The 15,622-nt window shown below is 69.8% G+C and carries 13 protein-coding genes and 1 tRNA gene; 7 read left to right on the top strand and 7 right to left on the bottom strand.

Annotation, left to right across the window (positions count from 1 at the left end; genetic code table 11):
- Positions 1 to 90 precede the first annotated feature (90 nt).
- The gene (locus ACWCRB_RS44420; protein WP_451001502.1) at positions 91 to 789 is read right to left on the bottom strand and encodes a pentapeptide repeat-containing protein; all 699 of its coding nucleotides are present in this window, start codon (positions 787 to 789) and stop codon (positions 91 to 93) included.
- Between the two features lie 144 nt (positions 790 to 933).
- On the opposite strand from ACWCRB_RS44420, the gene ACWCRB_RS44415 reads away from it, so the two are divergent.
- Together ACWCRB_RS44415 and ACWCRB_RS44410 are read left to right on the top strand one after the other, a co-directional pair.
- Entirely contained in the window at positions 934 to 2,178 is a 1,245-nt protein-coding gene (locus tag ACWCRB_RS44415; RefSeq protein ID WP_451001501.1) for an NAD(P)-binding protein, read from the top strand.
- A 64-nt stretch (positions 2,179 to 2,242) separates the two neighbouring features.
- Positions 2,243 to 3,223, top strand: a complete 981-nt coding sequence (locus ACWCRB_RS44410; RefSeq protein WP_451001500.1) for a zinc-binding dehydrogenase — start codon at positions 2,243 to 2,245, stop codon at positions 3,221 to 3,223.
- A gap of 144 nt (positions 3,224 to 3,367) precedes the next feature.
- Here ACWCRB_RS44410 and ACWCRB_RS44405 read toward each other — a convergent pair whose 3' ends face one another.
- Complete coding sequence (locus tag ACWCRB_RS44405) at positions 3,368 to 4,762, bottom strand: NAD(P)/FAD-dependent oxidoreductase (RefSeq protein WP_451001499.1); 1,395 nt, start codon at positions 4,760 to 4,762, stop codon at positions 3,368 to 3,370.
- Positions 4,763 to 4,773: 11 nt separating this feature from the next.
- Positions 4,774 to 5,427, bottom strand: coding sequence for a rhomboid-like protein (locus ACWCRB_RS44400; RefSeq protein ID WP_451001498.1), 654 nt, complete (start codon positions 5,425 to 5,427; stop codon positions 4,774 to 4,776).
- Between the two features lie 33 nt (positions 5,428 to 5,460).
- Between ACWCRB_RS44400 and ACWCRB_RS44395 the strand changes: the two genes are divergently transcribed.
- Entirely contained in the window at positions 5,461 to 6,354 is an 894-nt protein-coding gene (locus tag ACWCRB_RS44395) for an aminoglycoside phosphotransferase family protein (RefSeq protein WP_451001497.1), read from the top strand.
- 60 nt (positions 6,355 to 6,414) lie between these two features.
- On the opposite strand, the gene ACWCRB_RS44390 is transcribed toward ACWCRB_RS44395, so the two are convergent.
- Positions 6,415 to 6,487: transfer RNA gene (locus tag ACWCRB_RS44390), tRNA-Thr, on the bottom strand.
- Positions 6,488 to 6,664: 177 nt separating this feature from the next.
- Between ACWCRB_RS44390 and ACWCRB_RS44385 the strand changes: the two genes are divergently transcribed.
- The 4 genes from ACWCRB_RS44385 to ACWCRB_RS44370 all read left to right on the top strand — a co-directional run bounded on the left by ACWCRB_RS44385 (position 6,665) and on the right by ACWCRB_RS44370 (position 11,039).
- A complete protein-coding gene (locus ACWCRB_RS44385) occupies positions 6,665 to 8,074 on the top strand; it encodes an RNA-guided endonuclease InsQ/TnpB family protein (RefSeq protein WP_451001496.1) in 1,410 nt (469 codons plus the stop codon).
- Positions 8,075 to 8,386: 312 nt separating this feature from the next.
- Positions 8,387 to 9,523 (top strand): ABC transporter ATP-binding protein, encoded by a 1,137-nt coding sequence (locus ACWCRB_RS44380; protein ID WP_451001495.1) that lies wholly within the window; start codon positions 8,387 to 8,389, stop codon positions 9,521 to 9,523.
- 201 nt (positions 9,524 to 9,724) lie between these two features.
- Complete coding sequence (locus tag ACWCRB_RS44375) at positions 9,725 to 10,174, top strand: hypothetical protein (RefSeq protein ID WP_369037725.1); 450 nt, start codon at positions 9,725 to 9,727, stop codon at positions 10,172 to 10,174.
- A gap of 133 nt (positions 10,175 to 10,307) precedes the next feature.
- Complete coding sequence (locus ACWCRB_RS44370) at positions 10,308 to 11,039, top strand: nucleotidyltransferase family protein (RefSeq protein WP_451001494.1); 732 nt, start codon at positions 10,308 to 10,310, stop codon at positions 11,037 to 11,039.
- A gap of 89 nt (positions 11,040 to 11,128) precedes the next feature.
- On the opposite strand, the gene ACWCRB_RS44365 is transcribed toward ACWCRB_RS44370, so the two are convergent.
- The 3 genes from ACWCRB_RS44365 to cysS form a co-directional block, all read right to left on the bottom strand.
- Entirely contained in the window at positions 11,129 to 12,841 is a 1,713-nt protein-coding gene (locus ACWCRB_RS44365; protein WP_451001493.1) for a DoxX family membrane protein, read from the bottom strand.
- A gap of 117 nt (positions 12,842 to 12,958) precedes the next feature.
- Positions 12,959 to 13,900 (bottom strand): 23S rRNA (guanosine(2251)-2'-O)-methyltransferase RlmB, encoded by a 942-nt coding sequence (gene rlmB, locus ACWCRB_RS44360; protein ID WP_235477191.1) that lies wholly within the window; start codon positions 13,898 to 13,900, stop codon positions 12,959 to 12,961.
- Between the two features lie 120 nt (positions 13,901 to 14,020).
- Positions 14,021 to 15,424, bottom strand: a complete 1,404-nt coding sequence (gene cysS, locus ACWCRB_RS44355; protein ID WP_451001492.1) for a cysteine--tRNA ligase — start codon at positions 15,422 to 15,424, stop codon at positions 14,021 to 14,023.
- Between the last annotated feature and the right edge of the window lie 198 nt (positions 15,425 to 15,622).

The raw sequence follows: 15,622 nt of genomic DNA, 5'->3' as shown, positions 1-15,622 counted from the left end.
GTCAGGCCCGTCCGGCGTTTGAGGACAAGGGGGTTCGGGGGCGGCAGCCCCCGAGGATGGGACGGGTAGGGGCGGCGGGGGCGAGAAAAACTACCCAACCCCCTCCACCCGCACCCCCAACTCCGCCGCAAACACCCCCGCCAGATCAAGCAACTGCACAGGACTGATCACCGCCCCCGCCAACCGATCCACCCCCCGCGCAAACCCCAACTCCGCAGCCCGCCGCAAATCCACATCCCTCAGCGTCGCCGCACTGAAGTCCGCCCCCTTCACCACACAGTCCACAAACTCCACCCGCTCCAGCACCGCACCCCCGAAGTCCGGCTCCACCAGCACACACCCCTCGAAGACGACGTCCTTCAACTTCGCCTTGCGCAGGTTCAGATAGTCGATCTTCCCGCCCCGCACGACCACCCGCTCCAGCACAGCCCCGTGCAACTGCACCCCACCCAACCGCGCATCGACCAGCTCCACATCACGCAGAGTCGACTCGGCAAGGTTCGTGCCGACACCCCGTATGCCCGTGAGGACGGAGTCGAGCAGCCGGGCATGGTGCAACCGGGTCTCGTCCAGCGCGCACCCCGTCAGCGCACAGTCCATGAACCGGGCACCCCCACCGTTCTGCCCCACGAAGTCGACGTCCCGGAACTCCAGCCCGTCATAGTCCCCGTCCGGCGCCAACTCCCCGCCCCCGAACGGCTCCAGCACAGGCAACCGCACCTCGGCCCGCCGAGCAGCCTTCACCCCGGCCCCGGAACCACCCGCTCCACCCACCACACGCCTAGCCATGCCCCCATACTGCACCTCACCACTGACAATCCCCCTGACCTGCGAAAACGCACACCGAACCACCCTTCATGTCACATTCCGAACCCCTCAACCAGTCGTACCGACGGAACCCAGAAAGGCACCCACCAGAAGGAGCCCCCGAACATGGCCCGCACCCACACCCGCCCCCACACCCCCCTCACCGTCATAGGCGGCGGCCTCGCCGGCCTCACCGCCGCCATCGCCGCCGCGGAGGCAGGCGCCAAGGTCACCGTGTACGAGGCCCACCACACCCTCGGCGGCCGGGGCCGCACCGCCGAGGGCCCGTACCGCACGAACGACGGCCCGCACGCCCTCTACAGCGGCGGCCCGCACTGGACCTGGCTCACCCGCCGCGACCTCATCGGCCCCCTCGCCCCGCTCCCACCCCTCGAAGCCGCCCGATTCCACTTCCGCCACCAGGGCACCCTGCGCCGCACCCCACCCCTCGCGATGCTCAAGCTGCTCCGCCGCAGCGCCCACCAGGCGCCCGTGGACGTCGACTTCATGACCTGGGCCACCGAGCAGGCGGGCGAGAAGGGCGCCCAGGCCGCCGCGCACTACTCCGCCGTCACCCTCTTCCACCACGCCCCCGGCACCCTCTCCGCCGCCTTCGTCCAGGAACGCCTGCGCCGCGCCGCCACCCTCCCGCCCGAGGCCAACCACCCACGCGGCGGCTGGGCCACCGTGATCGACCGGATGGCCGCCCGCGCCTGGAACCTGGGCGTACGGATGGAGACCCTGTCCCGCGTCGACACGCTCCCCACGGACACCCCCATCATCGTCGCCACCTCCCTCGACGCAGCCCGCAGCCTCCTGGGCGACGACACCCTCACCTGGACCGGCGCCCGTACCGTCCTCCTCGACCTCGCCGTACGGACCCGGCGCGGCGACCCCTACGTCGTCTCCGACCTGGACGCCCCCGGCCGACTGGAACGCTTCACCGCACAGGACCACACCCTCGCCCCGCCCGGCGAGCAGCTCCTCCAGGGCCAGTTCCCGATCGCCCCGGGCGCCTCCCGCGCCGACGGCATCGCCCGTGCCGAGGAACTGCTCGACCTGGCCTTCGACGACTGGCGCGACCGCGTCACCTGGCGCCGCGAGGCCACCTCGAACGGCCGCACCGGCGCGGTCGACCTGCCCGGCACGACCTGGCGCGACCGCCCCGCGATCGAACGCGGCGACGGCGTCTACCTGGCCGGCGACCAGGTGGCCGCCCCGGGAGTCCTCGCGGAGGTCTCGTTCAACAGCGCGCTGACGGCCGTATCCCTGGCACTGGGAACCCGACGACTCCACGGCCGCCCCAGAAAGCTTCTCGGCCCCCGCGGCCCCCTCAGCTCCCTCGACCCTCTTGACCTGAAGCAAGCTTGAGGTTGAAGAGTGGGGACTCCCGCGACACCACGCCAAAAGACACACGCACCCTTGGGGGACCCCCATGCACGCCATCCGCCTGCACACCTTCGGCCCCGCCGAAAACCTCACCTACGAACAGGTGGACGACCCGACCCCCGGCCCCGGCCAGGTCCGTATCGCCGTCGCAGCAGCCGGCGTACACCTCCTGGACACCGCCCTCCGCGAGGGCATGCAAGGCCCGGCACCGGAGCCGACCCCCCTGCCGACCATCCCCGGCCGCGAGATCGCCGGCACCGTCGACGCCCTCGGCGAAGGCACCCCGGAGCTGTGGCGCGGCAAGCGCGTCGTCGCCCACCTCGGCTTCCAGCCCGGCGGATACGCCGAACTCGCCGTCACCGACATGGAACGCCTGCACGAGATCCCGGCCGGCCTCGACTTCGCCCAGGCCGTCGCGATGATCGGCACCGGGCGTACGACGATGGGCATCCTGCAGTTCACCGACCTCGGCCCCGACTCCGTGGCCGTCGTACCGGCCGCCGCCGGTGGCATCGGCACCCTGCTCGTGCAGTACGCCCGGCACGCCGGCGCCACCGTGATCGGCCTCGCGGGCGGCCCCGCGAAGACGGCCCTCGTCGAGGCGAACGGCGCCGACCTCGCCGTCGACTACACGGACCCCGCGTGGCCGGAGAAGGTCCGCGCGTATCTCGGCGGACGGCCCGCCACCGTCGTCTTCGACGGGGTCGGCGGCGAGATCGCCCGCGAAGCCACCTCCCTCCTCTCCCCCACCGGACAGCACCTCGTCTTCGGCTGGTCGGGAGAAGGCATCCGCGACGGCGACCCCTACCTCGTCGAAGGCGTCTCCGAACAGGTCCTCGGCCCGGCGATGCTGAGCAGGGCGGGCGGCCCCGACCCCCTCCGCACCCTCGAACTCCGCGCCCTCACCGAAGCCGCCACCGGCCGCCTGACCCCGTCCGTACACCGCTTCCCCCTCGCCGAGGCGGCCACCGCCCACCGCACGCTCGAAAACCGCGGCACGACGGGCAAGGTGGTGCTTGAGCCGTGACTCACGGTTGAGGAAAACCACCCCGGCCGCGAAAGCGCCCCGATAGGGGCGCGGGGCTGTATCTATTTACGGCTCCGCCGCGTGGGCGCGACCAGCCACGACGGCGCCGCACCAACCCAACCACCAGCCGCCTCCGGAGGCCCCTCAGCGCCCAGCCACCCAATCCGCCACCCGAGCCAGCCGCGACGACTTCACCCCGCCCCCAACCGACTCCCGCCGATCCGCGGCCCGATACGTCGCGTACATCCCATGCACCCCCACCCACCGCAACGGCTCCGGCTCCCACTTCCGCACCCGGTGCCCGACCCACGGCAGACCGGTCAGCTCGGTACGCCCCGCCTGACCCGAATCCAGCCGCACCAGATCCCGCAGCGTCCGCGCCGCGAGATTGGCGGTGGCGACACCTGAACCGACGTAACCCCCCGCCCAACCGAGCCCGGTCGACCGGTCCAGCGTCACCGAGGCGCACCAGTCGCGCGGCACCCCCAGCACCCCCGACCAGGCATGCGCAACCCGCACATCACGCAGCACGGGAAAGAACCGCACGAGAATCTCCCGCAACGCCTCGACCGTCGCCGCCTGCGTACGCCCGTCGTTGTCCGTCCGCGACCCGAACCGGTACGGCACCCCGCGCCCGCCCAACGCGATCCGCCCGTCCTCCGTCCGCTGCGCGTACATGTACGCGTGCGCCATGTCGCCCAGCGCCTCCCGCCCCGCCCAGCCGATCTCCTCCCACTGGGCGTCCGTCAACGGCTCGGTCGCGATCATCGACGAGTTCATCGGCAGCCAGGTCCGCCGCTGCCCCTTCAACGAGGCCGTGAACCCCTCCGTACAGCGCAGCACATAGGGCGCGCGAACCGTCCCGTACGGCGTGACCGCATGCTTCGCCCTGATCTCCGTAACAGGCGTCCGTTCGCAGACGACAACACCCAACCCCTCAACAGCCGCCGCGAGCCCTTTGACCAGCTTCACCGGATGAACCCGCGCCCCGTGCGGCGTCCACGACGACCCGAGAGCACCGGCCACCCGCACCCGCTCGGCCGTCGCGTCGGCGCCGTACAACTCACGGTCGTCCTCCCCGTACGACACCTCCACGTCATGGAACTCCCTCAACCGGGCCAACTGAGCGGGCGTGTACGCGACTTCCAGCACACCCCCCTGATGAACACCGGCGTCGAACCCCTCCTCACCCACGACCCGCACCACTTCCCCGACGGTGTCGTTCATGGCCCGCTGCAGCCGTACGGCGGCCTCATGACCGTGCACGCGCGCGTACCGGTCCCTCCCCGCGACCCCGTTGTACAGCCAGCCCCCGTTGCGCCCGGAAGCCCCGTACCCACAGAACTCCTTCTCCAGAACGACGATCCGAAGAAAAGGCGCGGCCTTCTTCAGGTAGTAGGCCGTCCACAACCCGGTATAACCACCCCCGACGATGACGACGTCAGCCGTCACATCCCCATCCAGAGGCGCACGAGGGACAGGCAGCCCGTCCTCCGCGTACCAGAAGGAAACCCGCCCATTGACGATCCCGCTGCTCATAGCGCCGGACGCTAACGCCTCAACGCCCCCATTGTCTTCTTCGGATTCCGCACCTCCCCACCCCGCCCACGCGTCAACGGCCAACAGCAGAACCCGACAAGAGCCGCAGTGAAGTGCCCGAGATCGGTGAAGGTACGAGAGAAGACGAGCGGCACCCCGTACACACCAAGAACGCCCACCACATACACGTACCGCCAAGGCCGACCGATCCGATACGCCAGCACGGCGACCACCCCCGCCAGCGCGTAACTCACCCCGAAATCCATCGTGTCCGCCGCCGAGGCCGGCGCCGAACCGTCCCGGATCGCCCGCCACACCGCGCCCTGACTGATCAGCGTCGCCAGCACATGCGAGGCCACGCACACCACCAGCCACCGCACGGTCCCGAGCCACCGCTCGACCGTCGCGTGGAACACCGAATACAGCACGACGTACGGGGTCCACCACCCGTCGATCCACATCGCACTGGAGATCAGCACCCGCACCGGATGGTCCGACAGCTCATTGATGTTGGTCGACCGCTGCCGCAGGAACTCCTCCTGGAACTCCGCCGACATGTGATGCACGGCCACAGTCGTGAAGAACAGCACGAGCAGCCACACATACGTGCCCGGAGCACTACGGACGTAAGCCCACACCCCGCGCGGGCGGACCGGAAATCGCATGCCCCAATTTACGCACGCACATACAGTCGCCGAGTGACCCGCACCCCTGTGGAAATCCCCGCCGAACTGGCCGCCACACAGCTCAAGTACAACGGGGAGGCGGGCCGCGCCTTCATCACCGAACTCCCCACCCGCACGGCCGACTTCCTCGACCGCTGGAACCTACGCGTGGACGGCCCCTCAATGCACGGCGTAACGGCCCTGGTCCTCCCGGTCGTCACCACCGACAACACCCCGGCCGCCCTCAAACTCCAACTCCTGGACGAGGAGAGCGAAGGCGAGGCACCAGCCCTCCACCACTGGAACGGCAACCACGCGGTACGCCTCCTGAACCACGACCCCACCACGGGCACGATGCTCCTGGAACGCCTGGACCACACCCGAATGCTGTCCACGGTCCCGGACGCCCACGAGGCGACCCTGGTCATCGCAACCCTGCTGTCCCACCTCACATCGGTCCCCGCCCCACCGGGCATCCGCCGCCTGGGCGACATCGCCGCCCGAATGCTGGACCGAACACCAAAGGCTCTCCGCCAAATCCCGGACCCGATGACGCGCACCCTGATCGCGGACTGCGCGGCAGCCCTGCGCGAAGTGGCTGCCGACCCGGGCGACCGCCTCCTCCACTGGGACCTCCACGATGCGAACGTCCTGGCCGCCACCCGCGCCCCCTGGCTGGCCATCGACCCAAAACCCCTGTCAGGAGACCCAGGCTTCGACCTCTGGCCGGCCCTCAGCAACCGCTTCGACGCCGACGACATCACGTGGCGCTTCGACGCCATGACGGACGTACTGTCCCTGGACAGGGAGCGGGCCCGCGCGTGGACCCTGGCCCGGGTACTCCAGAACGCCCTGTGGAACATCGAGGACGGGGATCCGGTGGAGGAGACGGGGCTGGAGATGGTTCGGCGGCTGCGGGGCAGGTAACGGACCTGTATGAACATGCAGAAGCCCAGGTCGGCTTGGGGCTGACCTGGGCTTTTGTTGAGCCGCCTGTCGGAATCGAACCGACGACCTGAATCTTACAAGGATCCCGCTCTACCAATTGAGCTAAGGCGGCACCGCGCACCACAACGCCGTACGCGAAGGCGGCACCACTGTACACAGAGCGCGATCCTCCGAGCCACGGAGTTCGTGCCTGACCTCGGCCTCGAAAACCAAACGTAACCATCCGCGCACCCGTTCGTTGATCGCTCTGACGTGCTGTTCCGAAGATCGGATCGTCGGGGAGGGGTTCATGGGGGAGTCGGCGGAGAAGCCGAAGCTGGAAGCGGTGACGGGTGAGGAGGCCCAGCGCATCAAGCGCGAGGCCCTCGGGATCGGCGACCGTCGTAAACACCACAAGCGCACGGCGACCCCGCTCAAGGGGCACGTCAAGGAGTTGGACACGCAGCACCGTCTGTACCGGTTCCGGTTCTATCCGACCGCCGAGCAGGAGGAGCAGCTGGCGAAGACGTTCGGTGCCTGTCGGTGGGTCTACAACGAGGGGCTGGCGCTGCGTTCCGGGGCGTGGGAGCGGCACCGGGTGAATGTGGGGTTCGCGGAGTCGTGCCGGGCGTTGACGGGGTGGAAGCGGGCGGAGGGGACGGCGTGGCTCGGGGAGGTGTCGTCGACGGTGCTTCAGCAGTCGTTGCGGCATCTCGATCAGGCTTATGGCCGGTTCTTCAAGGGCTCCGGGAAGTATCCGCGCCGGAAGAAGAAGGGGCGTTCTCGGGATTCGGCGACCTACGTGCGGACCGGTTTCAGGTGGGTGGAGGATCCGGAGCGGCCGGGTACGGGGCTCATCACGTTGGCGAAGCAGTCGGGGCCGTTGGACATCAGGTGGTCGCGGGCACTACCCGTGGGGGTCGTGCCGGTCCGCTTGTCGGTGACGCGGGACCGGGCCGGGCGCTACTTCGTGTCGACGCTCGTCGAGGAGCGGATTGCGCCTCTGCCTGCCGCCTTCGTGCCGGGGTCGCGGGCGCCGAAGGCCGTCGGGCTGGATCTGGGGCTGGCGTCGCTCGTCACCCTCGACGACGGGACGAAGGTCGATCATCCGCGTCTGCTGAGGCGGTACGCGGAGAAGTTGGCCCGGTTGCAGCGGGAGCTGCACAAGAAGGTGAGGGGTTCGGCCAACCGCGGCAAGGTGAGGCGGAAGATCGCGCGGCTCTACGCGCTCATCAGTGACGTACGCAGGGACCTGTTGGACCAGTTCACGACCCGCCTGGTGCGCGAGAACCAAGTGCTCGTGGTGGAGGATCTGGCCGTTGCGAATCTGATGCGTCCGGCGCGTGGCAAGGGTCGTCGGCGGAAGGCGAAGCTGAACGAGGCGATCATCGATGCCGGGTGGGGTGAGCTGTTGCGGCAGCTGCGGTACAAGTGCGATTGGTACGGCCGGACGCTGGTGATCGTCGACCGTTTCTTCCCTTCGACGCGGCGTTGTTCCGCCTGTCACACCAAGGGTCCGAAGTTGGATGTCTCGGTCCGGGAATGGACGTGTGGCGAGTGCGGGGTCGTCCATGACCGGGATGTGAACGCCGCCGTGAACCTGCGGGACGAGGGGCTACGGCTGTACTGGCTGGTGGCGGCCGGGCTGCCACCCTCGAAGAAGGTTCCGGCTGTGATCAGGGCGTCGGAGCTGGAGGATGACTGCTCGCTGGCCGCCTAGGTGCGGCCGGGTGGTACGGACCGACGGGCCGTCGGCCGGAACGCCTGTGGAGCGCGTGTAAGACCGTTCGGGCGCAGTCCGCGAGGACTGTGCGCGTCGGCGGTGCGTGATGAAGCAGGAAGCCTTGCGGCGAGGTCAAAAGTGATTTGCTCGGTCGACTCGAAAATTTCCGCGAAGTTCACACTCCCCCACCTACTGACAGAACCCGAATCCCCAGGTACCGTCCAGATCCAGTCCGCGTATGTGGACTACACCACCTTCCTACAACGGATCGTCCGGCACGTTCCTGCCGGTAGAAGGGGGCCCATCACCATGGCCACTGTTTCGTTCAACAAGGCGACCCGCATCTACCCGGGTGGCGACAAGCCCGCCGTCGACCAGCTTGAGCTCGATGTCGCGGATGGCGAGTTCCTCGTCCTCGTCGGTCCCTCCGGTTGCGGAAAGTCCACCTCCCTGCGGATGCTCGCGGGTCTTGAGGACGTGAACGCCGGTTCGATCCACATCGGTGACCGTGACGTCACGCACCTGCCGCCCAAGGACCGGGACATCGCGATGGTGTTCCAGAACTACGCGCTGTACCCGCACATGACCGTCGCCGACAACATGGGCTTCGCGCTCAAGATCGCCGGCGTCAACAAGGCCGAGATCCGCCAGAAGGTCGAGGACGCGGCGAAGATCCTCGACCTCACCGACTACCTGGCCCGTAAGCCGAAGGCGCTCTCCGGTGGTCAGCGTCAGCGTGTCGCCATGGGTCGTGCCATCGTGCGTGAGCCCCAGGTCTTCCTCATGGACGAGCCGCTGTCGAACCTCGACGCCAAGCTCCGTGTCTCGACCCGTACGCAGATCGCGTCGCTGCAGCGCCGTCTCGGCATCACCACCGTGTACGTCACCCACGACCAGGTCGAGGCCATGACCATGGGCGACCGGGTGGCCGTGCTGAAGGACGGTCTGCTCCAGCAGGTCGACTCGCCGCGCAACATGTACGACCGCCCCAAGAACCTCTTCGTGGCCGGCTTCATCGGCTCCCCCGCCATGAACCTGATCGAGGTCCCGATCACCGACGGCGGTGTGAAGTTCGGCAACTCGGTCGTCCCGGTCAACCGCGAGGCCCTCAAGGCCGCCTCCGACAAGGGTGACACCACCGTCACGGTCGGCGTCCGTCCCGAGCACTTCGACGTCGTCGAGCACAACGGTGCCGCCGCCGACGCCCTGACCAAGGCCACCGAGGACGCTCCGGCCGGTCTCGCCGTCTCCGTGAACGTCGTCGAGGAGCTGGGCGCCGACGGTTACGTCTACGGCAGCGCCAAGGTCGGCGACGACCTCAAGGACCTGGTCGTCCGCGTCAGCGGCCGTGCCGTCCCGGACAAGGGCGCCACGCTGCACGTCGTCCCGCGTCCGGGCGAGATCCACGTGTTCTCGACCTCCACGGGCGAGCGCCTCACCGACTGAGACCCGACCTGATCGGCGAGGGGCCCCGCAGCTTGCCGCGGGGCCCTTTCCCATACCCATGAACCGTGCGCCCGATACCCCGGCACACCGGTCATTTCGAATCATGTGCGTCAACGCCATACCCAGTGAACGGCACCAATTCATCCCCCAAATTGGTGACTAAATGTCGCCAAATCAGCACCGAGCGCTACCCTCACTCGCGTGAAGCACTCCACTAACCAACTGACGCGAAGTGGCCGTGGCCCCGCCCGCCGGATCGGCCGTAGCCTCGCCCTTGTCCTGCCCGTCGTCCTGGTGCTGTCCGGGACCCTCGCGGTCACCCGAGTCAACTGGTCGGGGAATCCCTCGGACTCGGTGCTCACGGCGTCCTCCGAGGATCTGGCCGCCCGAGCCGCCGCTGCCCCCGCTCCCCAGGACGTCCTGCGCGACCAGCTGCTCCTGGAACTCCAGGACAAGGACCCCGGCACCGCCCTCACCCACCTCCAGCAGGCGGTGAACGGCCACCCGTCCCTGGCGAAGCACTGCACCTCGATCGCCCGAGCCCTCGGCCGCGCCGCGGTCCGCGTGTACGGCCCGTCCCGAGCCCAGTCGTACTCCCGCCCGGTCTGCGACACGTCCTTCGCGACAGGGGTGGCGGCTGCCCACAGCTAGCAGCGGCCCCGCGCCCCTGGAAGCAGCCCCGCAGGGGCTAGCTTTCAGGGGCGCGGGGAACTGCGCGCCCAGCCCCCACCGGGCCCGCAGCCCTCGCGGAGCGCCCTGCGGAGCGCCCCGTAGAGTGCGGAGCATGACCGCTCCCCACGCCACCACGCGCCCCACTCAAGCCGTGGTCCTCGCCGGAGGCCAGGGCTCCAGGCTCCGCCCGTACACCGACGACCGCCCCAAGCCGATGGTCGAGATCCCCGGCACGGGAACGCCGATCATCGGCCACCAGCTCGTCTGGCTGGCCGAGGAGGGCGTGACGGACGTCGTCGTCAGCTGCGGTCATCTCGCCGAGGTCCTCCAGAAGTGGCTGGAGACGACCGACCTGCCGCTGAACGTCACGACGGTCGTCGAGACCGAGCCCCTCGGCCGTGGCGGCGGCCTCAAGTACGCCGCCGCGCACCTCCCCGCCCCGGACCGGCCCTGGTACGCCACCAACGGCGACATCTGGACCCGCTTCTCGCTGCGCGACATGGCCGACTTCCACGCCGAGCGGGACGCCGTCGCGACCCTCGCGCTGGCCCGTCCGCGGCTGCCGTGGGGCGCCGTCCAGACGGACGGCTTCGGTCACATCACGGACTTCATAGAGTCCCCTCCGTCGACCTTCGAGATCAACGCGGGCGTGTACGTCTTCTCCTCCGAGTTCGCCGCCCTGCTCCCGGAGCGCGGCGACCACGAGCGCACCACGTTCCCCCACCTGGCCCGCGAACGCCGCCTGGCCGGCTTCCCGATCCCGCACGGCGCCTACTGGCGCGCCATCGACACCGCGAAGGACCTCACGGAGGCCGCGAAGGAGCTGGCTGCGCTGGGCCGTTGAGCCGACGGTTCACCAACAGGCCTTTGTACGTACGTCAATGGGGTCCCGCGCTGTGACAGCGCGGGACCCCATTCGCTCAACTACCGCTGCTAGCCCAGAAGGCCACCCACCAGCCCCGGCTGCCCCGTGGAGGAGCCCCCGGTGCTGCCGTCGCCGCTTCCGCCGGTGCTGCCGCCCGTGGAGCCGCCGCTGGTGCCGCCCGGCGATCCCGTGGAGCCGCCCGACGAGGACGGTCCGGCGCTGGTGCTGGGCGCCTCCTGGACCGGGGTGGTCTGCTGCGGCGGGGCCTGGCCGCCGCCGTCGCTGCCCTGGGTCTGGCTGGGCCTGGTTCCGGTGACGCTGCCGCTCTCGCGGGCCTCCTCGGGGGTGGTCGCCGCGTCGCCGGTCGTGGGGCTGGCCGAAGTGGCGTCCTGGGTCGGCGACTTGGTGGCCGCCGAGGGGCTCTTCGAGGCCTGCCGTTCGCCGGACTCCTCGGGGAGCGGAGAGCCGGGGAGTTCGTTGCGCGGGGCCTCGCCGGGGCCGGGGACGACCACGCGGTCTGCGTCGCGGACGGCGCCGCCGAGGAGCGAGCCGATGAGGAGCGTGAGTCCGACGACGACGGCCGTGACGAGGGCGCCTCGGCGCAGGACGTAACTGCGCAGCTCCCAGATGTCCGTACGGGGTCCGAGGCGCCGCCAGGCGCTGCCCGCGAGGCGGCCGTCGATGGAGTAGACGGGGGCGCCGGCGATGATCAGCGGCGACCAGGCGGCCAGGTAGATGATGTCGGGGGCGTCGTAGACGGGGACGCTCTTCCAGCTGACGGTGACGAGCAGTGCGGCGGAGAGCAGGGCGCCGCCGACCGCGGCGACCCGCTGCCACAGGCCCAGGACCGTGAGGACGCCCACGATGACCTGGAGGAAGGCGATGACGAGGCCGGAGCCGACGGGGTGCTGGAGCGCGAACTGCCGTAGTGGCTCGGCGACTTCCCAGGGGTGGAGGGTGTTGAGCCATTTCATCATGGAGCCGCGTTTGCCGCCGTCGAAGTAGACGGGGTCGCAGAGCTTGCCCATGCCGGCGTAGATGGAGATGAAGCCGAGGAAGATGCGCAGCGGGAGCAGGACGACGCCGAGGTTCATCCGGCGGCCGGGGTAGTAGGCGTGCCGGACCGGGTCGCCCGCGTGACGCTTGGCGCCGGTGCGCCGTTCGTAGCCGTCCTCGTCGAACTCGGCGTCCCCATAGCCGGATTGGCCGTACCCGGAGTCGCCGTACCCGGGCTCGTCGTACGCGCTGCCGACGGTGCGCATGTTGGGGAGGAGGCGGCCTGAGTCGGGGCTGTGGGTGCGCTGGCTGCCGACGATGGGCGTCTCGACGGTCTGGTCGAGGGTGCTGCCGGCGTAGTCGAGGTCGTCGTCGCCGATGCGGGGGATGACCTGCGTCGCTCCGGCGTCGGCGGGCGGCGGCTGTTCGCCGTGGCGCACGCTGGAGCCCCGTACGGCCTGGAGCAGCCGGTGCGCGCCGGTGTCGTCGGGTGCGGACTTCCCGCTCCAGACGACGGGCGGGCGGCGGCGGCCGGCCGTGGCGCCGGCGGCGCCGACGACGGGGATGCGAGCCGTGTCCTCGGAAGCGCTGAGGTGCCGGGCGACGCGGGACGACGGTGCCGCCCGCCGCGTCGAGGCCCCCAACTGCACGCGGAAGCTCGCATGGTTGACGATGACCTGCGCCGGATCGCTCGGCACCTTCACCATGCTCAGCGCGGGAGCGTCGTCGTATCCCGACGAGCGGTCCCCCGTGGGTGTGCGGGGTGTTCTGGTGTCCACACTCATCTAACCGAGTGACGTGTGGTTAGGACACTGCTTTGACTTGGCGGATGTGTCCGGACCGCGTCAAGGTCACGTCACCCGCCCGGATCCGCCCGTACGGGTGACGTCGTGCACGCGTGTTCAGGCGCGTCGGCGGGCCGCCTCGTAGAGCACGATCCCGGCCGCGACACCGGCGTTGAGGGACTCGGTGCCGCCGGGCATCGGGATCCGGACGAGGTGGTCGCAGGTCTCCCCGACCAGCCGGGACAGCCCCTTGCCCTCGCTCCCGACGACGATGACGACGGGCCCGCCGAGCGCGGGCAGCTCGCCGACCTCGGCGTCCCCGTCGGCGGCCAGCCCGACCACCACGATGCCCGCCTTCTGGTACGCCTCCAGGGTGCGCGTCAGATTGGTGGCGCGGGCGACGGGCGTACGGGCGGCGGCGCCGGCGGAGGTCTTCCAGGCGCCGGCGGTCATGCCGGCGGCGCGCCGCTCGGGCACGACGACGCCGTGGCCGCCGAAGGCGGAGACGGAGCGGACGACGGCGCCGAGGTTGCGCGGGTCGGTGACACCGTCGAGGACGACGATGAGGGGGTCGACGCCGTTGTCGTAGGCGGCGTTGGCGAGGTCCTCGGGATGCGCGTATTCGTACGGCGGAACTTGAAGAACAAGCCCCTGGTGGTTGAGCCCGTTGGTCATGCGGTCCAGCTCGGGACGCGGAGCCTCCATGAGATGGATGCCGCCACGCTCACCGGCCAGCTGGAGCGCCTCGCGTACGCGCTCGTCGTTGTCGATGAACTGCTGGACGTACAGCATCGAGGCCGGGACGCCCTCGCGGAGCGCCTCGACGACCGAGTTGCGCCCGACGACGAGTTCGGAGGAGGCCTTCCCGCCGCGCCCCTTGGGTGCGGGCCGCCGCTGGATCTGCTTGGCCTTCGCACCGGCAATACGGTTCTTCTTGTGGCCCTTGCGCATCTCGGCGGGCGGCGTCGGCCCCTTGCCTTCGAGCCCCCGGCGCCGCTGGCCGCCACTGCCGACCTGCGCGCCCTTCTTGCCGGACATGCGGCGGTTGTTAGCGGCCATGACCTACCTGTCTGTGTGAAGGCGTGCGTGTGTACGTCTATGAGTGTGCCGCCCGGGGGCCCGGGCGGCACAATCGATCAAGGAGATGTGCGGGTTTGTGGGGAATTTGCGGGGAAATGCTCAGCGCGGGCCCAGGCTCCAGCGCGGCCCCTGCGGGCCGTCCTCGATGACGAGCCCCGACTGGTTGAGCTGGTCGCGGATGGCGTCGGCGGTGCCCCAGTCCTTGCGCCCGCGGGCCGCCTCACGCTGGTCGAGGACCAGTCGTACGAGGCTGTCGACGACCCCGTGCAGATCTTCGCCGCGGTCTGCGCCGTCCCCGGCCCAGTGCGGGTCGAGGGGGTCGAGGCCGAGGACGCCGAGCATGGCGCGCACCTCTGCGAGGCGGGCCACGGCGGCTTCCTTGTCGTCGGCGGCGAGGGCGGAGTTGCCCTGCCGAACGGTGGTGTGCACGACGGCGAGGGCCTGCGGCACGCCCAGGTCGTCGTCCATGGCCTCGGCGAAGGCGGGCGGCACCTCGGCGGCGGGCTCGACGACGCCCCCGGCCTTCTCGACGACGCGCTGCACGAAGCCCTCGATCCGGGCGAACGCGGACTCGGCCTCGCGCAGGGCCTCCTCGCTGTACTCGATCATCGAGCGGTAGTGCGGGGTGCCGAGGTAGTAGCGCAGGACGATGGGCCGCCAGGCCTTGACCATCTCGCTGACGAGGACGGAGTTGCCGAGGGACTTCGACATCTTCTCGCCGCTCATGGTGACCCAGGCGTTGTGCACCCAGTACGAGGCGAAGTCGTCGCCGAAGGCCTTGGCCTGGGCGATCTCGTTCTCGTGGTGAGGGAAGATCAGGTCGAGGCCGCCGCCGTGGATGTCGAAGGCGGTACCCAGGTACTTGTGGGCCATGGCGGAGCACTCGAGGTGCCAGCCGGGCCGTCCCCGCCCCCAGGGCGTCTCCCAGCTCGGCTCGCCCGGCTTGACGGCCTTCCACATGGCGAAGTCGCGCAGGTCGCGCTTGCCGGTCTCGCCGTCCCCCGAGGGCTGGAGCAGGTTGTCGAGTTCCTGGTTGGACAGCTGCAGGTAGCCGGGGAAGGAGCGCACATCGAAGTAGACGTTGCCGTCGGCCTCGTACGCGTGTCCGCGCTCGATGAGGCCGCGCATCATCTCGACCATCTCGGTCACGTGCCCGGTGGCACGCGGTTCGTAGGTCGGGGGCAGGCAGCCGAGCGCGCTGTACCCGTCGTTGAAGGCACGCTCGTTCTCGAAACCGATGGACCACCAGGGGCGACCCTGTTCGTCGGCCTTCCTGATGATCTTGTCGTCGATGTCGGTGACGTTGCGGATGAAGGTGACGTCGTATCCGCGGTACGTGAACCAGCGGCGCAGGATGTCGAAGTTCAGCCCCGACCGGATGTGCCCGATGTGCGGGGCGGCCTGCACGGTGGCGCCACAGAGGTAGATCGAGACACAACCCGGCGTGAGCGGGGCGAAGTCACGGATCTGCCGGGCGCTGGTGTCGTACAGGCGAATGGTCACGAGACCAGGGTAGTGGCCCTTACCCAGTGCCTTGCGACCCTTACCCCAAGGGCCACGTATTCGTGACATTCGCCCCCGCCGCCCCTACCCGTCCCATCCCTGGGGGCTGCCGCCCCCAGACCCCTGCTCCGGCCCTGAACGGGCCTTGTCCTCAAACGCCGGACGGGCTGAAAGATCAAGCCCCGGCCGGCACCATCC

Source organism: Streptomyces sp. NPDC002156 (genome assembly GCF_053593675.1).
The sequence above is the reverse complement of the archived record's forward strand: the minus strand, read 5'-3'. Positions and strand labels throughout refer to the sequence as shown.